The organism is Ancylobacter crimeensis, from assembly GCF_023016805.1.
GTDB classification, from domain to species: Bacteria; Pseudomonadota; Alphaproteobacteria; order Rhizobiales; family Xanthobacteraceae; genus Ancylobacter; species Ancylobacter crimeensis.
Map to the genome: position 1 here is coordinate 1 of NZ_JALKCH010000009.1, position 21,125 is coordinate 21,125.

19 protein-coding genes are annotated in these 21,125 nt (G+C 68.7%); 11 read left to right on the plus strand and 8 right to left on the minus strand.

The genetic code is table 11. The features are described 5' to 3' along the window. Nucleotides 1-305: 305 nt before the first annotated feature. Together MWN34_RS14065 and MWN34_RS14070 are read right to left on the minus strand one after the other, a co-directional pair. Nucleotides 306-509 (minus strand): DUF1737 domain-containing protein, encoded by a 204-nt coding sequence (locus MWN34_RS14065; RefSeq protein WP_247029940.1) that lies wholly within the window; start codon nucleotides 507-509, stop codon nucleotides 306-308. 4 nt (nucleotides 510-513) lie between these two features. Then, nucleotides 514-1,428, minus strand: coding sequence for an HpcH/HpaI aldolase/citrate lyase family protein (locus MWN34_RS14070; protein ID WP_247029941.1), 915 nt, complete (start codon nucleotides 1,426-1,428; stop codon nucleotides 514-516). Nucleotides 1,429-1,596: 168 nt separating this feature from the next. Between MWN34_RS14070 and MWN34_RS14075 the strand changes: the two genes are divergently transcribed. Next, the gene (locus MWN34_RS14075; protein WP_247029942.1) at nucleotides 1,597-2,364 is read left to right on the plus strand and encodes a DUF429 domain-containing protein; all 768 of its coding nucleotides are present in this window, start codon (nucleotides 1,597-1,599) and stop codon (nucleotides 2,362-2,364) included. 63 nt (nucleotides 2,365-2,427) lie between these two features. Here MWN34_RS14075 and cysC read toward each other — a convergent pair whose 3' ends face one another. Together cysC and cysD are read right to left on the minus strand one after the other, a co-directional pair. Continuing rightward, entirely contained in the window at nucleotides 2,428-4,380 is a 1,953-nt protein-coding gene (cysC, locus tag MWN34_RS14080; RefSeq protein WP_247029943.1) for an adenylyl-sulfate kinase, read from the minus strand. A gap of 8 nt (nucleotides 4,381-4,388) precedes the next feature. Next, complete coding sequence (gene cysD, locus MWN34_RS14085) at nucleotides 4,389-5,195, minus strand: sulfate adenylyltransferase subunit CysD (RefSeq protein WP_247029944.1); 807 nt, start codon at nucleotides 5,193-5,195, stop codon at nucleotides 4,389-4,391. A 159-nt stretch (nucleotides 5,196-5,354) separates the two neighbouring features. Between cysD and MWN34_RS14090 the strand changes: the two genes are divergently transcribed. The 7 genes from MWN34_RS14090 (at nucleotide 5,355) to cysW (ending at nucleotide 11,778) form a co-directional block, all read left to right on the plus strand. After that, nucleotides 5,355-5,693, plus strand: coding sequence for a DUF2849 domain-containing protein (locus MWN34_RS14090; protein WP_247029945.1), 339 nt, complete (start codon nucleotides 5,355-5,357; stop codon nucleotides 5,691-5,693). 61 nt (nucleotides 5,694-5,754) lie between these two features. Then, a complete protein-coding gene (locus MWN34_RS14095) occupies nucleotides 5,755-7,410 on the plus strand; it encodes a nitrite/sulfite reductase (protein ID WP_247029946.1) in 1,656 nt (551 codons plus the stop codon). Continuing rightward, nucleotides 7,397-7,912 carry a DUF934 domain-containing protein gene (locus MWN34_RS14100; RefSeq protein ID WP_247029947.1) on the plus strand — a complete coding sequence of 172 codons (516 nt, stop codon included), beginning with the start codon at nucleotides 7,397-7,399 and terminating at the stop codon, nucleotides 7,910-7,912. Before MWN34_RS14095 ends, MWN34_RS14100 begins: the two co-directional genes overlap by 14 nt. 1 nt (nucleotide 7,913) lies before the next feature. Then, nucleotides 7,914-8,636: a phosphoadenylyl-sulfate reductase gene (locus tag MWN34_RS14105; protein WP_247029948.1), complete on the plus strand. Its 723-nt coding sequence runs from the start codon at nucleotides 7,914-7,916 to the stop codon at nucleotides 8,634-8,636. Nucleotides 8,637-8,851: 215 nt separating this feature from the next. Beyond that, nucleotides 8,852-9,874 (plus strand): sulfate ABC transporter substrate-binding protein, encoded by a 1,023-nt coding sequence (locus MWN34_RS14110; RefSeq protein ID WP_247029949.1) that lies wholly within the window; start codon nucleotides 8,852-8,854, stop codon nucleotides 9,872-9,874. Between the two features lie 159 nt (nucleotides 9,875-10,033). Beyond that, the gene (gene cysT, locus MWN34_RS14115) at nucleotides 10,034-10,888 is read left to right on the plus strand and encodes a sulfate ABC transporter permease subunit CysT (RefSeq protein WP_247029950.1); all 855 of its coding nucleotides are present in this window, start codon (nucleotides 10,034-10,036) and stop codon (nucleotides 10,886-10,888) included. A gap of 32 nt (nucleotides 10,889-10,920) precedes the next feature. Beyond that, nucleotides 10,921-11,778, plus strand: a complete 858-nt coding sequence (gene cysW / locus MWN34_RS14120; protein ID WP_247030105.1) for a sulfate ABC transporter permease subunit CysW — start codon at nucleotides 10,921-10,923, stop codon at nucleotides 11,776-11,778. Nucleotides 11,779-11,802: 24 nt separating this feature from the next. Here the strand turns inward: cysW and MWN34_RS14125 are convergent, their stop codons facing one another. Both MWN34_RS14125 and hisE read right to left on the minus strand, forming a co-directional pair. After that, the gene (locus MWN34_RS14125; protein ID WP_247029951.1) at nucleotides 11,803-12,384 is read right to left on the minus strand and encodes a YqaA family protein; all 582 of its coding nucleotides are present in this window, start codon (nucleotides 12,382-12,384) and stop codon (nucleotides 11,803-11,805) included. Between the two features lie 93 nt (nucleotides 12,385-12,477). Continuing rightward, nucleotides 12,478-12,930, minus strand: coding sequence for a phosphoribosyl-ATP diphosphatase (gene hisE / locus MWN34_RS14130; RefSeq protein ID WP_247029952.1), 453 nt, complete (start codon nucleotides 12,928-12,930; stop codon nucleotides 12,478-12,480). Between the two features lie 210 nt (nucleotides 12,931-13,140). Here hisE and MWN34_RS14135 point away from each other — a divergent pair, with 210 nt between their 5' ends. The 3 genes from MWN34_RS14135 to MWN34_RS14145 all read left to right on the plus strand — a co-directional run bounded on the left by MWN34_RS14135 (nucleotide 13,141) and on the right by MWN34_RS14145 (nucleotide 17,721). Then, complete coding sequence (locus MWN34_RS14135; RefSeq protein WP_247029953.1) at nucleotides 13,141-14,928, plus strand: glucan ABC transporter ATP-binding protein/ permease; 1,788 nt, start codon at nucleotides 13,141-13,143, stop codon at nucleotides 14,926-14,928. A gap of 138 nt (nucleotides 14,929-15,066) precedes the next feature. Beyond that, nucleotides 15,067-16,431: a D-alanyl-D-alanine carboxypeptidase family protein gene (locus MWN34_RS14140; RefSeq protein ID WP_247029954.1), complete on the plus strand. Its 1,365-nt coding sequence runs from the start codon at nucleotides 15,067-15,069 to the stop codon at nucleotides 16,429-16,431. Nucleotides 16,432-16,569: 138 nt separating this feature from the next. Further along, the gene (locus MWN34_RS14145; protein ID WP_247029955.1) at nucleotides 16,570-17,721 is read left to right on the plus strand and encodes a CobW family GTP-binding protein; all 1,152 of its coding nucleotides are present in this window, start codon (nucleotides 16,570-16,572) and stop codon (nucleotides 17,719-17,721) included. A gap of 26 nt (nucleotides 17,722-17,747) precedes the next feature. Here MWN34_RS14145 and MWN34_RS14150 read toward each other — a convergent pair whose 3' ends face one another. Next, a complete protein-coding gene (locus MWN34_RS14150; RefSeq protein ID WP_247029956.1) occupies nucleotides 17,748-18,410 on the minus strand; it encodes a CAP domain-containing protein in 663 nt (220 codons plus the stop codon). A 124-nt stretch (nucleotides 18,411-18,534) separates the two neighbouring features. Further along, nucleotides 18,535-21,072, minus strand: a complete 2,538-nt coding sequence (locus tag MWN34_RS14155) for a DUF3772 domain-containing protein (RefSeq protein ID WP_247029957.1) — start codon at nucleotides 21,070-21,072, stop codon at nucleotides 18,535-18,537. Nucleotides 21,073-21,125: the final 53 nt, after the last annotated feature.

Consider the following 21,125-nt stretch of genomic DNA (forward strand, 5'->3'; position numbering starts at 1 on the left):
CCGCCTGTCCTGAAAGAGCAACACCAAGGCGCCCGCCAACCGGCGGCAACCCGTCGTCGATGGCCGCTTTATAGGGGAGGGCATTTTCCGTGTCAACACCCATGTTCGAGGTCGCGTGACAGCTTCACGACGCTGGGGATAAGTTTCGACGACGGGTAAGAAAGGCTGTCTTACCAATCATTTGAGCGGATTCAACGGCCTGGCGGCCGCCTTGCGCGGATGGCGGGGCGGAAAAAAAGACGGCGCTCCGGACCATGCCCGAAGCGCCGTGAGGCCGCGCGGCGGCAGAAGGCGCGGGTGGTGCCTCAGTAATCCGACAGCACCACATCCTCGTGCCACTCGCCCTCCACCTCCTTGACCACCGCCTGTCCGCAGATCACCCGTCCCTTCACTGGATCGAAGGTCAGGGTCGGGTCGCCCTGGAGCTGCCAGCCCTTGTTGAGCGCGGCGGAGACCCGCTTGCAGAAGGCGTTGTCGTCCGGGCCGGTGAGGTAGCGATAGAGCTTCATGGGGTCAGTCCTCCTGCTGCGCGGCAATGGCGTCCGACAGCGCCACGACCTGCCGGGCGATGTCGGCATGCATGCGCTCGACCATCCGCCCCTCCATCTGCACCACGCCCCTGCCGGCATTCTCCGGGCGCTCGAAGACCGCGATCACCGCGCGCGCCTCCTCCACCTCGGCGGCGGGCGGGGTGAAGGCGGCGTTGCAGGGCGCGAGCTGGCCGGGATGGATGCAGCTCTTGCCGGCAAAGCCCATATCCGCCGCCTGCGCGCATTCGGCGGCGAAGCCTTCGATGTCGCGGAAATCGTTCCACACCGCGTCGATGATGCCGATGCCGGCCGCCCGCGCCGCCAGGACGCAATGGGCGATCCAGGGCAGCATGGGCGCGCGGCCGGGCACGATTCGGGCCCCGGTCTCCTTGGCGAGATCATTGGTGCCGAGCATGAGCAGCGACAGCCGCGAAGCGGGGTCGCGCGCCGTGGCGGCGATGGCTTCCGCCTTCAGCACCGCGGCGGGGCTCTCGATCATCGCCCACAGCCGGACCGTGGGCGGCGCGCCGAGCGCGGCGAGCTTGCGCCCGATGAGACCGGGCAACTCGGGATCGGAGACCTTCGGAACGAGCACGGCATCGGGGCGGGCCGCGGCGGCGGCGGCGAGGTCGGCCTCGAACCAGGGCGTATCGGGGCCGTTGAGCCGCATGACCATCTCGCGATAGCCGAAACCGCCGCCCCGGATCGCCGCCGCCACCCGGTCGCGGGCCTGCGCCTTCTGTTCGGGGGCGACGGCGTCCTCGAGGTCGAGGATGATGCAATCGGCGGGCAGCGTCGGCGCCTTCTCGATGACTCGGGGGTTCGAGCCCGGCATGAAGAGCGCGCTGCGGCGGGGACGGAGCGGAACGGGGGGCCAGACGGCAGTGTGAGCGGGCATGGCACTCGTGGCGGGCATGGAACTCGTGGCAGGCATGAAACTCTCGGACGGACGGATGGCCGAAGCCTTCGGCCGGGGCAGCGTAGCGGGACCGTGCCTCCCTCGCCAGAGCGGCACCCCGCCGCGCCGTGGGATTCGCCATTCAACACGACGGGGACGTAATTAGAGATGCGGGTGGCGGGGGTCGATGGCTGTCCGGGCGGCTGGGTCGTGGTGGTGCGGGAGGAAGGCCGGGTCGTTCACACTGGACGCATCACCCACCTCACTGCACTGACCGACCGCCCGGATGCGCCTGCCGTGATCGCCATCGACATGCCGATCGGCCTGCCGGCCCGGACCGGGGCGAAGGGGCGGGCGCCGGAGCGGCTGGTGCGACCGTTGCTCGGCATGCGGCAGTCGAGCGTGTTCTCGATCCCCGCGCGGGCCGCGGTCGAGGCGGGGGTGATGCAGGACGGAGTCGCGGAGGGGATGGACGAGGCGGCGCGCTACCGGGCGGCCTGCGCGCTCGCAAGGGCAACCTCGGACACCGGAAAAGCCGTTGCAAAGCAAGGCTTTCATATCTTCCCGAAGATCATGGAGATCGATGCCCTGCTGCGCGCCCGCCCCGATCTGGTGCCGCGTGTCTTCGAGAGTCATCCTGAACTGTGCTTCTGGGCGATGAACGGATGCCGCGCCGTGCCGTTGGCAAAGAAGGTGAAGGGCCGGCCCCATGAGGAAGGCCTCGCCTTCCGCCGCAAGCTTCTGATCGAGCAAGGTTTTCCGGACGACGCGATCAGCGCGGAGCGAGCGCGGGCGCTCAAGGTGGGGCCGGACGATCTCGTCGACGCCGCTGCGACAGCCTGGGCGGCGGGACGCATCGCGCGCGGGGAAGCGGAGAGCTACCCCTCCCCGCCCGAGCGCGACGCATACGGGCTGCCGATCGCGATCTGGGTTTAGGAACGCCGATGCCCGGCACAGGGCCGGGCATCGGAAAGTCTTTATATACCGGATCGTTGATCTTCAGATCACCGCATCGTCGGCGCTCTCCCCGCGCGGGCGGAGGATGCCGGCATGGGCGAGCACTTGCTCCACCCGATCCGCAGCCGCCTCGATCCCGACGCGGTCGGTCTCGATGACGAGCTCCGCCGCCGCAGGCGCCTCGTAAGGCGCATCGATGCCGGTGAAGCCCTTCAGCTCGCCGGCGCGCGCCTTGGCGTAGAGGCCCTTCGGGTCACGCGCCTCGCAGACATCGAGCGGGGCCGAAACATGCACCTCGAAGAAGGCGTCGCCGACGATCTCCCGCACCCGCGCACGCGCCGTGGCCGATGGCGAAACGGCGGCGACGAGGACGATATTACCCTGATGTTTCAGGAAGTTGGCAATCTCGGCGAGGCGGCGGTTATTTTCCGCTCGATCAGCATCGGAGAAGCCGAGATCGGCATTCAGCCCGGTGCGCAGCGTGTCGCCGTCGAGCAGGGTCGGCAGGCCGCCGCGCTCGAACAGCCGGCGTTCCAGCACCTTGGCGATGGTCGACTTGCCCGAACCCGACAGCCCGGTGAGCCACACCACCGCGCCGCCATGGCCATAGCGGTTGGCGCGCTCCGTCGCCGACACCGCGGAGGCGACGGGCGTGACGTTGCGGGTGGAGGGCGTCGCCGCCAACTCGCGCTCGACGATGGAGATGACCAGCCCGCCGCCGGCGATGCGCCCGCCGAATTCCAGCGCGACACGGCCGGTGCGCGGGTTGACCCCATAGGGGTCGGCCGCGATCGGCCGGGCCAGAGTCAGCTCGATCTCGCCGACCTGGTTGCGCCCGATGCTGCGCGCCTCGAAGGCGGAAAGATGCCCCGGATCAATGACATCGTGGATCGCGGAGACGGTGGCGCGCACCTCGGACGTCGCGAGCCGGGCGATCACCTGCGAGCCGATCTCCAGGGGCTCGTCGGCCAGCCAGAACAGGCGCACGCGGATCTGGCGGGCGGCATGCGGCCGGTTCGCCGGGGTGGAGAGCACCTCGCCGCGCTCGACGAAGATCTCCCGGTCGAGCGTGATGCCCGCGGGCTGGCCCGCGTGGAGGACGCGGGGGGCGTCGGCGGGAGCTGGCGCCGGCCAGACCTCGATGGAGCGCACCTGCGCCGCCTTGCCCGAGGGCTGGAACACCACGTCGTCGCCGACGGAGAGGCTGCCGGTCTCGATACGGCCGGCCACGATACGTCGGTCGTCGAACTTGTAGACCGCCTGCACCGGCATGCGCAGAGGGAGGTCCTGCGCGGCCCGGGCGGCGTCGAAGCCGTCCAGCGCAGCGAGCACGGTTGGGCCGGTGTACCACGGCGTGCGGGCGGTATTGGCGGAAACGCCGTCGCCCTCGCGGGCCGAGATCGGGATGACGGTCGAGACCCTGAGGCCGAGATCGCCGAGATAGGAGGTGATCTCGTTCTCGATGGCGCGGAATCCGGCTTCGGCGAAGCCGATGCGGTCCATCTTGTTCACCACCACCGCCACCTGCTTCACGCCGAGCAGATGCAGCAGGTAGCCGTGGCGCCGGGTCTGGTCGCGCACGCCTTCCGCGGCGTCGATCAGCAGCAGCGCGGCATCGGCCTGCGCCGCGCCGGTGATCATGTTGCGCAGGAATTCGGCATGGCCGGGCGCGTCGATCAGGATGATGTCGCGCGAGGCGGTGCGGAAGCGGATCTGGCTGGTGTCGATGGTGATGCCCTGGTCGCGCTCGGCCTGCAGGCTGTCGAGCAGGAACGACCATTCGAACGGCATCCCGCGGCGGGCAGAGATCGCCTTCAGGCTTTCGAGCTTCTCCGGCGGAATGCCGCCGGTTTCATGCAGGAGGCGGCCGATGAGGGTCGACTTGCCGTGGTCGACATGGCCGACGATGACGATGCGCACCAGCGGGCGCCCCTCTTCGAGGGGGGTGGCGGGCGTCGCGAGGGGAGTGGCGAGGGTGGTGACGGTGGCGGACATGGTGCGGCTCACAGATAGCCCGCGACGCGCAGTCGCTCGAAGGAATCTTCGGATTCGTGGTCCATCGCGCGGCCGGACCGCTCCGGAACCTTGGTGGTGGCAAGCTCTTCGAGGATCTCGGGGATGGTCGCCGCGTCAGACTTCACCGGGAAGGTGATGTCCTGGTCGCCGAGCGAGCGGTAGCGCTTGCCGTCCCTGGCGAAATAGAGCGGGATGACCGGGATGCCCTCGCGCTGGGTGTAGGCCCAGATGTCCAGCTCGGTCCAGTGCAGGATCGGGTGCACGCGCAGATGCGCGCCCTGCGGCAGGGTCGCGTTGAAGTGATCCCAGAACTCGGCCGGCTGCTCGCGCACGTTCCAGTCGCCTTCCAGGCCACGCGGCGAGAAGACGCGCTCCTTGGCGCGGGTCGCTTCCTCGTCGCGGCGAATGCCGGCGATCAGGCCGTCGAAGCCGTATTTCTCCAGCGCCAGCTTGAGGCCTTCCGTCTTGCGGGCGGCCGAGCGGGTGGCGGGAGGGAGGGTCGGGTCCATCTGCTCCAGCGGCGGGCACGGGTCGACGCGCAGGTCGAGGCCCCATTCGCCGGCGTAATGGTCCCGAAAATCATACATTTCCTTGAACTTCTTGCCGGTATCGACATGAAGCACCGGGAAGGGCACATGGCCGAAGAAGGCCTTGCGCGCCAGCCAGATCATGACGTTGGAATCCTTGCCGAGCGACCACAGAAGCGCGAGGCGCTTCATTCGGGCAAAGGCTTCGCGCAGGATGTAGATGCTCTGGGCCTCGAGCTCGTCGAGGCGCTGATCGGCTGTCGGCATGGCAGGACCTGGTTTATAGAGGCATCGTCGGTGCTTTTTAGAACCGTTCCGGCGCCTCGGATAATTACACGTCAATTTCGTGCAATTATTCATTTTGCACGTTCTAAAATGGTGTTATGTAGGAAAGCCCATGCCGTCAACAGGAAATTGGTTCGCCGAATGACCTCGCCCCTGCAGCAGAAGATCAAGGTGACCGGCCCCGTCGTTGTCACCGCGAACCGTCTGGCCGACGGCGCCGTGGTGTGGCGGACGGCTGCGGGCACATGGTCCACGGCCCTCGCCGACGCCGCCGTCGTCACCACCGCGCCGGATGCGCTCGCCTTGCTGGAAGGCGCCCATGAGCGCGACACCGATGCGGTCGGTCCCTATATTGCGCCTGTGGTGAAGGGGGCGGACGGGCGCATCGAGCCGGGCAACCGGCGCGAGCGGATCCGCGTCGAGGGGCCGACCTTCGCCCTGCCCTCCGATACGCCGCCGACCGACCCCCTGCCCGCCTGATCCTGCGCGGCACGCGATTTGCCCGGAACGCCCCGGCACATGAAAGACCCGAGAGCCCATAATGTACGTCTATGACGAGTTCGACCGCTCCTTCCTCGCCGAACGTGTCGCGGAATTCCGCGACCAGGTGGAACGGCGGCTGAGCGGCGCGCTGAGCGAGGACGAGTTCAAGCCATTGCGGCTGATGAACGGCGTCTATCTGCAGCTCCACGCCTATATGCTGCGCGTCGCCATTCCCTATGGCACGCTGTCGGGCGCGCAGATGCGCAAGCTCGCGCATGTGGCGCGCACCTATGACAAGGGCTACGGCCATTTCACCACCCGGCAGAACATCCAGTTCAACTGGATCAAGCTGGAAGACCTGCCGGCGGCGATGGCGGCGCTGGCCGAGGTGGGCGTGCACGGTATCCAGACCTCGGGCAACTGCATCCGCAACGTGACCACCGACCAGTGGGCCGGCGCGACGCCCGAGGAGGTGGACGACCCCCGGCTCTGGGCGGAGATCCTGCGGCAATATTCCACCGCGCACCCGGAATTTTCCTACCTGCCGCGCAAGTTCAAGATCGCCATCACCGCGGCCGACCATGACCGCGCGGCGGTGAAGGTGCACGATGTCGGGCTGCGCCTGCACCGCAACGCGCAGGGCGAGATGGGCTTCGAGGTGCTGGTGGGCGGCGGTCTCGGCCGCACGCCCTTCATCGGCAAGAAGATTCGCGACTTCCTGCCGGCCGAGCACCTGCTGAGCTATGTCGAGGCGATCATGCGGGTCTATAACCGCTTCGGCCGCCGCGACAATATCTACAAGGCGCGCATCAAGATTCTGGTGCACGAGATCGGCGCCGAGGCCTTTTCCGCCGAGGTGGAAAAGGAATGGGAGGCGATCCGCGAGGGCGCGCTGCATCTCGATGCGCCGGTGGTCGAGGATATCCGCTCGCGCTTCATCACGCCCGATTTCGCCCAGCTCCCGGACCATCCGGCGGAGCTGACCGGCGCGCTGGAGAATCCGGCCTTCGCGACCTGGCACCGCAATTCGGTGCACGCGCACAAGGTGCCCGGCTATTCCATCGTGACCATCTCGCTGAAGGCCGTCGGCGCCCCTCCGGGCGATGCCACCGGCGAGCAGATGGAGGTGGTCGCCGACCTTGCCGATACCTATGGCTTCGGCGAGATTCGGGTCGGCCACGAGCAGAATCTCTGCCTGCCCAACATCGCCCAGAAGGACCTGCCGGAGCTGTGGCGCCGGCTTGAGGCGATCGGCCTGGCGACGCCGAACGTCAATCTCGTCAACGACATCATCGCCTGCCCGGGGCTCGACTACTGCGCGCTGGCCAATGCCCGCGCCATTCCGGTGGCGCAGGAGATCGCCAAGCGCTTCGCCGACCTCGACCGTGCCCGCGGCGTCGGTCGGCTGCACATCAACATTTCCGGCTGCATCAATGCCTGCGGCCACCACCATGTGGGGCATATCGGCATTCTCGGCGTCGATAAGGCCGGCGAGGAATTCTACCAGATCACCATTGGCGGCCGCGCCGACGAGCATGCCCAGCTCGGCACCCTGCTCGGACCGGCCGTGCCCTATGATCAGGTCCCGGGCCTGATCGAAGACATCGTGGATGCCTATATGGAACTGCGTGCCAGCCCGCGCGAACTCTTCGTCGACACCGTGGCGCGCCTCGGCGTCGAGCCCTTCAAGGAGCGCGTCTATGCCGCTCATTGAGAATGGTCGCCTGATCGAGGACCGCTACGTCGTGCCGGCCGACGAGGATGCGCTGCCGGACGGCGTGCCGCTGCTCATCCCGGCCGAACGGTTCCTGAAGGAGGCCGAAGCGCTGAAGGGGCGGCAGGCGCCGGTCGCCGTGCTGTGGCCGAACAATCGCCGGATCGAGGAGATCGAGCCCTATCTCGGCCAGCTTTCGCTCATCGCCCTGCAGTTCCCCAGCTTCCGCGACGGGCGCGCCTATAGCCAGGCGCGGCTGCTGCGCGAGCGGCTCGGCTGGCGCGGTCCACTGCGAGCCACGGGGAATGTGCTGCGCGACCAGTTCATCTTCATGCTGCGCGCCGGCTTCGACCAGCTCGACGCCGCAAAGGAGGACGATGCCGCCCATTTCGCCGAGGAAGTGGGCAGCCATTCCGTGTTCTACCAGCCGACCGGCGACGGGCGGCCGAGCATCCTGCGTGCCCGGCTCGGCCGCGTCGCCGCGCATGGGACCACCAACTGACATGATCGAGACGCCCGAGATCACCCGCCCCGCCGCCTCACCGCTGGACCGGCTGGCCGCCGAGCTGGAGCACGCCTCCCCTCAGGCGATCATCCGTGCCGCGGCCGCCACGGTGCCGGCCGGGCGGCTTTGCGTGGTCTCGTCCTTCGGTACGGAATCGGCGGCGCTGCTGGCCTATGTGGCAGAGGTCGATCCCGCGATCCCGGTGGTGTTCCTCGACACCGGCTGGCTGTTCGAGGAGACGCTGGCCTATCGCGACGAGCTGGCGGCCCGGCTCGGCCTCACCGATGTCCGCTCCATCCTGCCGGACGCACCCTCGCTCGCCGCGCAGGATCCCGAACGCGACCTCTGGTTCACCGATCCCGATGCCTGCTGCCGCGTCCGCAAGGTGGAGCCGCTGGCGCGCGCGCTGACCGGCTTCGATGCCTGGCTGAACGGCCGCAAGCGCTATCACGGCGGCACCCGCGCCGCGATCCCGGTGGTGGAGCCGGATGGCGAGCGGCTGAAGTTCAACCCGCTGGCCAATGCCCCGCAGGACGAGGTCGAGGGGGTGTATGAGCGCCTCGGCCTGCCGCGTCACCCGCTGGTGGCGAAGGGCTTCGCCTCGGTCGGCTGCATGCCCTGCACCAGCCGCGCCGCCGCGGGCGAAGGGGTGCGCGACGGGCGCTGGCGCGGTCGCGCCAAGACCGAATGCGGCATCCACACCCTGTCGCTGAAGGCCTGAATCCCCTGACGCCATCCCTGACGGATCGAGGGTGCGGGAACGCCATGCGCGGGCCGGCAGGAGCGTGCGCATGGGCGCATTCCAGCATTTCACATAGATTGATCGGTTAAATCATATTGTCTAGTGATTTTATGTTTTTTAGATTGACACCCGACTTGGCGCCGTGAAAACTCCTCCTGACAGACCGCCGCCGCATGCGGCGCAGGGAGAGCACGATGTCCTTCAGTTTCCGCCGGCTGGCCTTTGCCGCCCTCATCGCGGCCCTCGCCGCCCCCGTCGCCGCGCCGCAGCCGAGCCGGGCGGCGGATGTCGACATCCTCAACGTGTCGTATGATCCGACCCGCGAGCTCTATGTCGCGATCAACAAGGCCTTCGCGGAAAAGTACAAGGCCGAGACCGGCAAGACCGTCGCCTTCAAGCAGTCGCATGGCGGCTCGGGCAAGCAGGCCCGCTCGGTGATCGACGGGCTCGACGCCGACGTGGTGACGCTGGCGCTCGCCTATGACATCGACGCGATCGCCGACAAGGGCCTGATCGCAGCCGACTGGCAGAAGCGCCTGCCGCAGAATGCTTCGCCCTACACCTCGACCATCGTGTTCCTGGTGCGCAAGGGCAACCCCAAGGGCATCAAGGACTGGGGCGATCTGGTGAAGCCGGGCGTCCAGGTCATCACCCCCAACCCCAAAACCTCGGGCGGTGCGCGCTGGAACTACCTCGCGGCCTGGGCATGGGCCCTGAAGCAGCCGGGCGGCTCGCCGGAGACGGCCAAGGCCTTCGTCGGCAACCTCTACAAGAACGTGCCCGTGCTCGATACCGGCGCCCGCGGCTCCACCGTCACCTTCACCGAGCGCGGCGTCGGCGACGTGCTGCTGGCCTGGGAGAACGAAGCCTTCCTGTCCAAGAAGGAATTCGGCGACGACAAGTTCGACATCGTGGTGCCCAGCATTTCCATCCTCGCCGAGCCCCCGGTCGCGGTGGTCGACAAGGTGGTGGACCGCAAGGGCACGCGCGCCGTCGCCGAGGAATACCTGAAGTTCCTCTACACCAAGGAGGGCCAGGATATCGCGGCGCAGAACTTCTACCGCCCGCGCGACCCCGAGGTGGCGAAGAAATACGAGAACGTGTTCCCGAAGGTCGATCTCGTGACTATCGACGACCCGGCCTTCGGCGGCTGGCGCAACGCCCAGAAGACGCACTTCTCCGACGGCGGCGTGTTCGACAGCATCTACACGAACTGAGTTTCCTGCCCGCCTTCCGACGTTTCCTCCCGAGCTGCAACGGTCCCCTGGCAGGACGGCCGCATGCGGCACACTCGGCGCCGGTCCCTTTCGGGTCCGGCGCTCTTTTCGCAACATCGCCCTGCCAAGATCGCCCCCTCCCGCCCGGAGACGCACGACATGGCCTCCGCCATCCTCACCGCCGCCGCGCCCCGGCAGCGCAGCGCCGTGCCGGGCTTCGGCATCACCTTCGGCCTGACAGTGCTGTGGGTGTCGCTGATCGTGCTGATCCCGCTCGCCGCGCTGTTCCTCAAGACGGCCGAGCTGACGCCGGACCGCATCCTCGCCATCCTCACCGCGCCGCGCACGCTGCACGCGCTGAAGATCTCCTTCGGCCTCTCGCTCGCCGCCGCCGCGACCAATCTCGTCTTCGGCGCGGTGATCGTGTGGGCGCTGGTGCGCTATGAATTTCCCGGCCGGCGCGTGCTGGACGCGCTCGTCGACATTCCCTTCGCCCTGCCCACCGCGGTCGCCGGCATCGCGCTGACCGACCTTTACGCCGCCAATGGCTGGATCGGCCGGCTGCTCGCCCCGCTCGGGATCACGGTGGCGTTCACCCCGCTCGGCATCTTCATCGCCATGGTGTTCATCGGCCTGCCCTTCGTGGTGCGCACGGTGCAGCCGGTGCTGGAGGATCTCGACGCCGATCTGGAGGAGGCCGCCGCCACCCTGGGCGCCGGGCGCTGGACCACCATTCGCCGCGTGGTGCTGCCGGCCGTGCTGCCGGCCTTCCTCACCGGCTTCGCCCTCGCCTTCGCCCGTGGGGTCGGAGAATATGGCTCGGTCATCTTCATCGCCGGCAACCTGCCGAACGTCTCCGAGATCGCACCGCTGCTCATCGTGATCCGGCTGGAGGAGTTTCGCTACGCCGACGCCACCACCATCGCCTGCGCCATGCTTGTGGCGTCGTTCGCGCTGCTCTTCGTCATCAACGCGCTGCAGCGCTGGTCGCAGAACCGCACCGGGAGGCTTTGATGAGCATGAGCGTTCCCGCCGAGGTCGCGGCGATGCCGGCCGGCATCGAAACGCCGGCCCTGCCCGAGGACATCCGCTCCGAGCCGCGGGCGGTGCGCTGGGTGGTCATCGGCCTCGCCACGTTGTTCCTCGGCCTGTTCATCATGCTGCCGCTGGTCAACGTGTTCACACAGGCCTTCTCCAAGGGATGGGCGGCCTATGGCGCGGCGCTGGTTGACGCCGACGCGCTGGCGGCGATCGAGCTGACCCTCATCGTCGCCGCGATCTCGGTGGGCGCGAACACGGTGATGGGCCTCGTCATGGCGTGGACGCTCACCAAGTTCGAATTCCGCGGCAAGAGCCTGCTGATCACGCTGGTGGACCTGCCGTTCTCGGTCTCGCCGGTGATCGCGGGTCTGGTCTTCGTGCTGCTGTTCGGGGCGCAGGGCACTTTCGGCCCCTGGCTCATCGACCATGGCTGGAAGATCGTGTTCGCCTGGCCCGGCATCGCGCTCGCCACCATCTTCGTCACCTTCCCCTTCGTCGCGCGCGAACTGATCCCGCTGATGCAGGAGCAGGGCACGCAGGAAGAGGAAGCGGCGGTGACGCTCGGCGCCTCCGGGCTGCGCACCTTCCTGCGGGTGACGCTGCCAAATGTGAAATGGGCGCTGCTCTACGGCGTTCTGCTCTGCAATGCCCGCTCCATGGGCGAATTCGGCGCGGTCTCGGTGGTCTCCGGCCATGTGCGCGGCGAAACCAACACCATGCCGCTGCACATCGAAATCCTCTACAACGAGTATCAGTTCCAGGCGTCCTTCGCGGTCGCCTCCCTGCTGGCCCTGCTCGCCGTGGTGACGCTGCTGGCCAAGACGGCGCTGGAAGCCCGGATCGGCCGCCGCCATGGGCATTGAGAGGGCCGGCTGCCCTCTCCCGCGTCAGGCCAGATAGAGCGCGGCGACGAAACCACCGATCACCAGCGCCGCGAAGATCGCGGTGACGAGGCCGAGCCGCTTCTCGATGAAGTCGCGCGCGCTCGGCCCGATCCAGTAGAGCAGGCCGGCGACGAGAAAGAAGCGCAGGCCGCGGGTGATGATCGACAGCACGATGAACCAGAACAGGCTGTAATGGGCGAAGCCCGAGGTGATCGTCACCACCTTGAAGGGGATCGGCGTCAGCCCTTTCAGCAGGATGATCCAATGGCCGTATTGGTTGTAGGCCGCGGTGAAGGCGTCGACCTTCTCGCCATAGCCATAGAGCTGGATCAGGAACAGGCCGACGCTGTCATAGAGCAGCGCGCCGATAGCATAGCCGAGCAGGCCGCCCAGCACCGAGGCGATGGTGCACACGAAGGCATACCACCACGCCCGCTCCGGCCGGGCGACGCACATCGGAACGAGCATGATGTCGGGCGGCACCGGAAAGAACGAGCTTTCGGCGAAGGAGACGCCGGCCAGCGCCCAGGTCGCGGAAGGGCGCTCGGAGAGGTCGATCACCCAGTCATAGAGTCGGCGCAGCATGAAAACTCCGTGGCAGCTCCGCCGGGCGCTGGCGCTCGCGGCGGGTCGAAAGGGGCGGCCGGGCAAAGACCGGGCAAAACAGAAGGATGCGGGTCAGCGACGCGGCCGGGCCGGCGGCAGCTCGCGCGGCTCGCCGACGATCTCGGGCCCCGCATCGGCGAGCGCCACGTCGAGCCCGTCGCGCTCATGGCGCAACCCGCTGCTGCCGGCTTTCGCGGCATCCGGCTTCTCGCCGCGCTTCGGCAGCTTCTCGGCCATGCCGAGCAACTGTTCGCGCCGTCGCATCTCCGCCCACACATCCTCGGGCCGGATGTCCATATCCACCCAGAGAACGGCAAGATTGTAGATGAGGTCGGCGCTTTCCCGCACGGCGGCGCGGCGGTCGTCGAGCGCGGCCTCGAGGGCGACCTCGACCGCTTCCTCGGCCAGCTTCTTGGCGATGAAGGCCCGCCCCTTGTCGAACAGACGCCCGGTCCGCGGCGAAGGGTTGCGACCCTCGCGCGTCGCGAGCACGGCTTGATAGAGACGAGAGACCGAATCGACCATGCGACGAGATTAAGACCACCAACGTGAAGGTGCTATGGCAAGCTGCTGCCGGCGGGCCGGCGCCTTCCCTTATGCAAGCTGGCGGCCAGCCGAGCGGAACATGCGAGCCGGCTGCCGGATAACCCTGGCGGGTGCATCGGCGGGCGCTGGCCTTGGCGCGTGCATCGCGCCATGCTTGGCCGGTTCGCGTCACCGCCGGGGGGCTCTCGCATGTCGTTCCTGCGCCTTTATGGCCGCGTGCTCGCCGCGCTCGGCCCGGAACGCCGGCTCGGCTGGCTGCTGGCGCTGCTCAACACCGCGCTCGCCCTCGCCTTGTTCGCCGAGCCGATCCTGTTCGGCCGCATCGTCGACACGCTGGTGCGCGCGCAGGCGGCGGACCGCACCCCGGGATGGGGCGAGCTCATTCCCCAGCTCGGCGCCTGGGCGGGGTTCGGGCTGTTCACCATCCTCGCCGGGGTGCTGATCTCGCTCCACGCCGACCGCCTCGCCCATCGCCGGCGGCTCGGCATCATGAGCCTATATTTCGAGCATGTGCTGCAATTGCCGCTCGGCTTCCACAGCGAGGTCCATTCCGGCCGGCTGCTCAAGATCATGCTGCAGGGCGCGGACGGGCTGTGGGGATTGTGGCTCGCCTTCTTTCGCGAGCATTGCGCGGGCATGGTCGCGCTCGTCGTGCTGCTGCCGGTGGCGGTGTGGGTGAACTGGCGGCTCGGCCTTCTGCTGGTCGTCCTGCTCGCCATCTTCGCCGGCTTCACCTTCTACGTGCTGAACCGCACCCAGCATCTCCAGCAGAATGTCGAGCGCCTTCAGTCCGATCTCGCCGAGCGGAGCGCTGACGCGCTGGGCAATGTCGCGGTGATCCAGAGCTTCACCCGCATCGAGGCCGAGGTGCGCGGGCTGCGCCGCACCATGGAGGAGGTGCTGGCGGTGCAGATCCCGGTGCTGTCCTGGTGGGCGATGGTCTCCATCGCGACACGGGCGGCGACCACGCTCACCATCCTGGCCATCTTCCTGGTCGGCACCGCGCTGCATCTCAGCGGGGTGGCGAGCATCGGCGAGATCGTCACCTTCGTTGGCTTCGCCACCATGCTGGTGGGCCGGCTCGACCAGCTCGTCGCCTTCTGCAACACGCTGGTGATGGATGCCCCGCGCCTGTCCGAATTCTTCACCGTGCTGGACACCGTCGCCAATGTCCGCGACCGGCCGGATGCGGTACCGCTCGGCCCGGTGACCGGGGCGGTGGCGTTCGAGGACGTGTCCTTCTCCTATGACGGCAAGCGGACCGCGCTGGCGGACGTCTCCTTCCGCGCCGCTCCGGGCGAGACCATCGCGCTGGTGGGACCGACCGGAGCGGGCAAGTCCACCGCGCTCGCGCTGCTGCATCGCGCCTTCGACCCGCAATCGGGACGCATCACCATAGACGGGCACGACATCCGCGCGGTGACGCTCGCCTCGCTGCGCCGGGCGATCGGCGTAGTGTTCCAGGAGGCGATGCTGTTCAACCGCTCGATCGAGGAAAACCTGCGCGTCGGCCGCCCGGAGGCGACCGCGGAAGAGGTCCGCGTCGCGCTGGAGCGGGCGCAGGCGGCCGAGTTCGTCGCCCGGCAAAGCGAGGGCCTCGCCACCATCGTCGGCGAGCGCGGCCGCTCGCTTTCAGGCGGCGAGCGCCAGCGTCTCGCCATCGCCCGCGCGCTGCTCAAGGATCCGCCGATCCTCATTCTCGACGAGGCGACCAGCGCGCTCGACGCCGGCACGGAAGCGAAGGTGCAGGAGGCGCTCGACGAGGTGATGAAGGGGCGCACAACCTTCGTCATCGCCCACCGGCTCGCCACCATCCGCAACGCCGACCGCATCCTGCTGTTCGAGGGCGGGCGCATCGTCGAGGCCGGCACCTTCGACGAGCTGGTGCGCCTCGGCGGGCGCTTCGCGGCGCTGGCCCGCGCCCAGTTCATGGTCGGCGGCCCGGCGAGCGGCGAGGCGCCGCCGGTGGAAACCTGACGACGCGCGCGGCCCGTTCCACACTTCCGCCCATCTGCGGCGGCATTGGTTTTTGATCCCGGACGCCGAAGGGTGTAGCACTATCCAAAAGGTGCCCCGCAGGCCCTCCGCCCGCATCCCGCCGAGAACGGATATCGCGTGTCGAGCAGCAAGAACTCCTTTCGCCGCACCCTCTGGCTTGCCCTTGCCGCCTTCGTGCTCGGAGGGGCCGGATCGGTGCTCACCGCCCCCCTGCATGCCGGATCGGCGGCGGCGACGCCCTCTCTGCTGATCGACGTCGACACCGGCAAGGTGCTGATGGCCGAGGACGCCACCAAGCCGTGGTATCCCGCCTCCGTCACCAAGCTGATGACCGCCTATGTCACCTTCGAGGCGCTGAGGGCCGGCCAGCTCACGCCGCAGACGCTGATCACCGTCTCGCCCGTCGCCGCGTCGCAGGCGCCGTCCAAGATGGGCTTCAAGCCCGGCACCCAGCTCACCGTCGACAACACGCTGAAGATGATGCTGGTGAAGTCGGCCAACGACATGGCCGTGGTTCTGGCGGAAGGCGTCGGCGGCAGCGTGCCGGCCTTCGTCGACCGCATGAACGCCGCCGCCCGCGACCTGGGCATGGACGGCACCCATTTCGCCAATCCCAACGGCCTGCCCGACCCGGACAATGTGACCACCGCGCGCGATCTCGCCATCCTGGCCCGCGCGCTGCTGACCCAGTATCCCGAGCATGCGGAGCTGTTCCGGCTGCCGGGCATCCAGATCGGCACCCGGGTGATCCGCAACTACAACAAGCTGATCGACCGGTATCCCGGCGCCGACGGCATGAAGACCGGCTTCATCTGCGCGTCGGGCTTCAACCTCGTGGCCAGCGCCAAGCGCGGCGACCGCCATGTGCTCGCGGTGGTGCTGGGCACGCCCTCCGGCAAGGCCCGCACAGAGGCTGCGGCCCTGCTGATGGAGCGCGGTTTCCAGCAGCAGGCCTCGATCTTCGAGAAGATGGCGCCCAGCCTGACCTCGCTGCGCAACGAGGGCGGCCCCCCCACCGACATGAAGGCTCTGGTCTGCGGAGCCAAGCGCAAGACCGTCGCCTCCGAGGACGACGACAGCCCGGCCCCGAACGCCTATATGGCCGCCGGCATGGGCAGCCTCGGCGCAGGGGTCACCGGCGCCAGCCTGCTGCAGGACCTGCCGCCCTCCCGCCCGCCGGAGCCGGTGTGGGTCGGCCCGGTGCCGGACGCCGCAGCCCTGGCCGCGGCCTATGACACCCCGCCGGCACCCGCCGCCAAGAAGCCGGTGAAGCCGACCAAGACCGCGGTGAAGCCGCCGGCCAAGCCGGAGACGACCGCTTCGGTCGACGGCGAAGCGACGAAGAAGCCGGCCGCCAAACCCGTGGCGAAGAAACCCGCGCCGAAGCCCGCCGCGACGGCGGCGAAGCCCAAGCCGGCGCCGAAGCCCGTGACCACGCAGGCCCCGGCGGCCGCGGCGACAGCGACCAGCGACGCGAACTGAGGGCGCTTCGCCTCGGCCGAAACGGTCCGGCCCCGCACCAGCGAACCACCACCCCCTCTGGCGCACGGCCGGCGCGGGGCCTATCTCTGGCCTTCCCCGGCGGCACCGCTGCCGGCGTGGATCAGCCGAGCGAGCCCGATGACCGCCGACACGCCTGCCGACACCTCCACCCCGACATCCGCCCGCTCCGGCCCGCCTGCGCCGATTCCCGTGACACTGCTCACCGGCTTCCTCGGCGCCGGCAAGACCACGCTGCTGAACCGGCTGCTGTCAGACCCCGGCCTTGTCGACACCGCGGTGCTGATCAACGAGTTCGGCGAGATCGGGCTCGACCACCTTCTCGTGCAGCATTTCGACGACGCCACCGTGCTGCTCTCCTCCGGCTGCCTGTGCTGCACGGTGCGCGGCGATCTGGTGGAGGGACTGGAAGCGCTGCTGCGGCGCATGGACAATGGCGAGATCCCGCCCTTCCGCCGCATCGTGATCGAGACCACCGGCCTCGCCGACCCAGCGCCCATCCTCCATGTGCTGATGATGCACCCCTATCTGCTGCTGCGGCTGCGGCTCGACGGGGTGGTGACGCTCGTCGACGCGGTGAACGGCATGGAGACGCTGGACGCCCATTCCGAAAGCGTGCGGCAGGTGGCGATTTCCGACCGCATCGCGCTTTCGAAGACCGACCTCGTGGACAGCGAGCCGCGGCGCGCCGCCCTCGCCGCCCTGCGTGCCCGTCTCGCCGCGCTGGCGCCGGCCGCGCCGGTGCTCGACGTTGCAAAGGGCGAGGCAACGGCGCAGGCGCTGCTCGATGCCGGCCTTTATGATCCGGCGAGCAAGATTGCCGATGTCGCGCGCTGGCTGGCGGAAGAGAAGGTCGCCGCCGCCGAAACCGGGATCGGGCACGATCCGAACCGGCATGACGACCGCATCCGCGCCTTCACGCTGGCGACCGACGCGCCGGTTGGAGCGGTGGCGCTCGACCTGTTCCTGGAACTCGTGCGCGGCACCCATGGCTCCAAGCTGCTTCGGCTCAAGGGCATCGTGAAGCTGATGGAAGACCCGGAGCGGCCGCTGGTGCTGCATGGCGTGCAGCATGTGCTGCACCCGCCGAGCCAGCTTCCCGCCTGGCCGGACGAGGACCGGCGCACCCGGCTCGTGATGATCGTGCGCGATGTCGAGCCGGCGGTGATCCGCCGGCTGTTCGACGCCTTCATGGGCCTGCCGCGGCCGGACACGCCCGATCCGCTGGTGGTGCACGACAACCCGCTGGCCCCGGCGACGCTGCGGCGCTGAGGGCGCCGCCCGTCGCGCGGCCGGACCTATTGGCCCTGCGGCAGCGGCGCGCCATTGAGCGTCACCGACGTGCTGCCCGGCGGGCCGGCGTCGACGAAGTTCGGGCCGCCGCCCGGCGGCAGCGCGGCGCCCTGTGTCGGCTGGCCGGCGCGGGGATCCGGCACCGCGAGCACCAGCGCCCAATAGACCTTGTACTTGCTTTTCGGCGCCAGCGCGGTGGCGATGCCGATGCGGGTCGCGCCGGGCAGCAGCATGTTCTTGTTGTGCGCGGGCGAATCCCGCCAGCCGGAGAACGCCTCGGCCAGAGTATGGTAGCCGGCCCCGACATTCTCCACCGCCTTGAGCCCGTCGAAGCCGGCCGCCTTCAGGCGCATGTTGAAGGTGCGCCCGCCCACGGCGTGGGACAGCTCGTCCTTCGACGCCATGAGCTGGGCCTGCTTGCGAGCCATGTCGGTGAGCACGGGATCGACGGTCACGGCGCTGAGGCCGCGGCCCTTGCGATAGTCGGAGAGCAGCAAGGCCGCTGCCTCGCCATCCACCTGCCCGCCCTTGGCGAGGTTCTGGTAGAAGGCCGGGTTCTGCGGAATGTCCGGGGCGGGCGGCGCACCGGCGCAGCCGGCCAGCGCCAGGGCGCCGGCGAGGACGACCGAGGCGAGGCCGCCGGCACGGACGAAACGGGAGATGCGCATGCGGAAGGCCTCTTGGGGCTGAAACCGGATCGCCGTGTCTAGCCCGGCAATCGTTAGGCAAGCGTTAGTCATGTGGCGGGCGCACGAGGCGCGGGCGAACGAAGCGCAGGCGAAGCCCGCCCGCTCACGCGCCCTTGATCGGCTCGCCGCGATAGATGCTCCAGGTGGTGAAGGGAATGCCGATCCTGTTCTTCTTCAGCCGGTCGAAGACCGAGAAGTGCAGGTCGCTTTTCACGGTGAGCGCGTAATCGACATTCGCCACCACGCAGCGCAGCTCGAACTGGAGATAGCTGTCGGCGAAGTTCATCAGGAACACCCGCGGCGGCGGCGAGCGCAGCACCTGCGGATGATCGCAGGCGCAGTCGATCAGCAAGTCGCGGACCTGGTCGACATCGGCGTCATAGGCGACGTTCACCTGCACGATCACCCGGCCGGTGGTGTTGGCGTGGGTGAAGTTCTTCACCATGCCGGTGATGAGGTCGGAATTGGGGATCAGCACCATGGCCCGGTCGAAGGTCTCGATCTCGGTGGCGCGCACGCTGATCCGGCGCACATAGCCTTCCTCGCCCTTCACCTGGATCATGTCCCCGACCCGGATCGGCCGCTCCGCCAGCAGGATGAGGCCGGACACGAAGTTCGACACGATGGACTGCAGGCCGAAACCGATACCGACCGACAGCGCACCGGCGACGAGGGCGATGTTCTGCAGGTTCAGCCCGAGCTGGCCCATCGAGATCGCCACCACCGTGATCGAGCCGACATAGCCGATGATGGTGGCGATCGAGTTCTGGAGCCCCGGCTCCAGCCCGGTGCGCGGCAGGATGGCGGCGGCGAACCAGCGCTGGATGGCGCGGGCGACGATGATGCCGATGACGAGGAAGATGACGGCACCGGCCACGTCGCCGATGGTGATGGTCGAAGCCCCGATGGTGAAGCCGAAGCTGACGCGGCTGACGAGGTCGCGCAGATCCGCGGTCGAGGTGCCCCAGGTACCGACCACGATCACGACGACGGCGACCAGCGCGATCACCTTCAGCACGCCGGCGGTCAGCACCCCGAGCAGTTCGACGCTGGCCGGCCGCACGCCCAGCGTCTTGGCCACGGCGCGGGTGCGATGGCCCGATTGCAGGTTCTCGATGAAGAAGGCGTTGATCAGGCCGATGACGACATAGAGCGCGCCGGCGAGGATCGCGGCGGTCAGCGCGCGGGAGGTGAGGAAGGCGGCGAAGGCGACATAGCCGGTCACCAGCGCGATGGCGACGCCCAGGGTGAGGATCCAGAACGGCAGGCGCACCCAGCGCATCGCCGCCGCGACCATGCCGCCCGGCGCGTCGTCAGGCTTGGCCGATGGCGCGTCGTCGTCATCCTCGCCGCCGCCCAGCGCGTTCAGCGTGCGGGCGGCGATGATGCTGAGCAGCAGCGACATCAGCGCCGACGTCGCGACCGTGAGTTGAAGCGGCACGACGAGAGTGCGGTGGAGCCCGCCGAGGAAGGCGGTGGCCGCCAGCACCGTCACCGCGACGATGCCGCTGCGATAGAGCAGGCGCGCCGTCTCGTCCGACATCGTGGGTGCCGGCTGGCCGGAGGCGTCGGTCATCAGGCCGGAGGCGGACAATACGCGCCGGCGCGGCGCATCGGGGGCGAGCGCGGCCTGCATCAGCCCGCGCCCGACCGAGAATACCACCACCGCCAGCATCAGCGAGGCGGACAGCTCGCTCACCCGGGGGGGCAGCAGATCGAAGGCATTTCCGAGCGCGAGAACGGCCAGCAAGGCCACCGGGGCCGGTATCGCATAGATTGCCGCCGCCAGCACCGACAGCAGCGAAGCGCGCAGCCGCGACACCGGCTGTTCGGCCGTCTCGCGATTGAACCGGCGCAGCGGGCGGGCGAACATTCGCGTCAGCAGCACCGTCACGAGGATGATGAGCGCCACGCCGGCCAGCACCGCGACCTGGCCCAGCACCGGCATCCGCGTGCCGGCATAGGCGGCCCAGTCGCTCATCAGATAGCCGATGCCGCGGAACTCGACCGGAATTCCCTGCGCCGCGGCGATCCAGAGCTGGGGGTCGAGCACGGAATAGGAGCGCGCGAACAACGTGTCGGTGAAGAGGGAGCGCCGCTTGCCGGTTATGCGGTCGGAAAGCTGGTCGGCCCGCACCTTCAGCAGCTTCGCCTGCTTCAGCACGCCGTCGAGTTCGGCGGCGCGGGCGTTGAGCTGGTCGCGCTCCTGGGTGATCGAGGCGTCTTCGGGGGGCGCATCGGCGGCGGGTTTGGGCCCGATCTCGTCGATGCGCTTCCTCATGTCGGCGGCGCGCGGATCGAACTGCGCGATGCCCGCCGCCAGCATCTCGCGCGCGGGGTCGAGCCGGTTGCGCAATTCGTCGAGATCAATGGGCCGCAGGCTCTCCCGGCCGAGCCCGGCCTCCACCCCATCGACGATGGCGCGCTGACCTTCCAGCTTGTCCTTGAAGGTCGCGAGGTCGGCATCCTGGGCGAAGCCTGCCGACAGGCCGGCACCCAGCACCATGACCAGCATCGCGAGCACCGGCAGCAGCCGGCGCCAGAACAGGGCGACCGGCCGGCGGGAAAGCGGGGCGGTGGACGGAAGCGAAGTCGCAGGCGCGGCGTCGCCGCGCGCATCGGTCGTCAGTCGTGCCGGCATCGTCCACGGATTCCAGGGGCGGGTCGCCCTGTCTCCCGCCCGAACACGGCAGA

Excerpts from the sequence above, each read along its gene's own strand:
- MWN34_RS14150 (WP_247029956.1), bottom strand. The coding sequence starts at position 18,410 with ATGCGCATCTCCCGTTTCGTCCGTGCCGGCGGCCTCGCCTCGGTCGTC.
- MWN34_RS14125 (WP_247029951.1), bottom strand. The coding sequence starts at position 12,384 with ATGCTGCGCCGACTCTATGACTGGGTGATCGACCTCTCCGAGCGCCCT.
- hisE (WP_247029952.1), bottom strand. The coding sequence starts at position 12,930 with ATGGTCGATTCGGTCTCTCGTCTCTATCAAGCCGTGCTCGCGACGCGC.
- cysD (WP_247029944.1), bottom strand. The coding sequence starts at position 5,195 with ATGCCGACAGCCGATCAGCGCCTCGACGAGCTCGAGGCCCAGAGCATC.
- MWN34_RS14105 (WP_247029948.1), top strand. The coding sequence starts at position 7,914 with ATGATCGAGACGCCCGAGATCACCCGCCCCGCCGCCTCACCGCTGGAC.
- MWN34_RS14065 (WP_247029940.1), bottom strand. The coding sequence starts at position 509 with ATGAAGCTCTATCGCTACCTCACCGGCCCGGACGACAACGCCTTCTGC.
- cysW (WP_247030105.1), top strand. The coding sequence starts at position 10,921 with ATGCCGGCCGGCATCGAAACGCCGGCCCTGCCCGAGGACATCCGCTCC.
- MWN34_RS14145 (WP_247029955.1), top strand. The coding sequence starts at position 16,570 with ATGACCGCCGACACGCCTGCCGACACCTCCACCCCGACATCCGCCCGC.
- cysT (WP_247029950.1), top strand. The coding sequence starts at position 10,034 with ATGGCCTCCGCCATCCTCACCGCCGCCGCGCCCCGGCAGCGCAGCGCC.
- MWN34_RS14090 (WP_247029945.1), top strand. The coding sequence starts at position 5,355 with ATGACCTCGCCCCTGCAGCAGAAGATCAAGGTGACCGGCCCCGTCGTT.
- cysC (WP_247029943.1), bottom strand. The coding sequence starts at position 4,380 with ATGTCCGCCACCGTCACCACCCTCGCCACTCCCCTCGCGACGCCCGCC.
- MWN34_RS14110 (WP_247029949.1), top strand. The coding sequence starts at position 8,852 with ATGTCCTTCAGTTTCCGCCGGCTGGCCTTTGCCGCCCTCATCGCGGCC.
- MWN34_RS14100 (WP_247029947.1), top strand. The coding sequence starts at position 7,397 with ATGCCGCTCATTGAGAATGGTCGCCTGATCGAGGACCGCTACGTCGTG.
- MWN34_RS14155 (WP_247029957.1), bottom strand. The coding sequence starts at position 21,072 with ATGCCGGCACGACTGACGACCGATGCGCGCGGCGACGCCGCGCCTGCG.
- MWN34_RS14075 (WP_247029942.1), top strand. The coding sequence starts at position 1,597 with ATGCGGGTGGCGGGGGTCGATGGCTGTCCGGGCGGCTGGGTCGTGGTG.
- MWN34_RS14135 (WP_247029953.1), top strand. The coding sequence starts at position 13,141 with ATGTCGTTCCTGCGCCTTTATGGCCGCGTGCTCGCCGCGCTCGGCCCG.
- MWN34_RS14095 (WP_247029946.1), top strand. The coding sequence starts at position 5,755 with ATGTACGTCTATGACGAGTTCGACCGCTCCTTCCTCGCCGAACGTGTC.
- MWN34_RS14070 (WP_247029941.1), bottom strand. The coding sequence starts at position 1,428 with ATGCCCGCTCACACTGCCGTCTGGCCCCCCGTTCCGCTCCGTCCCCGC.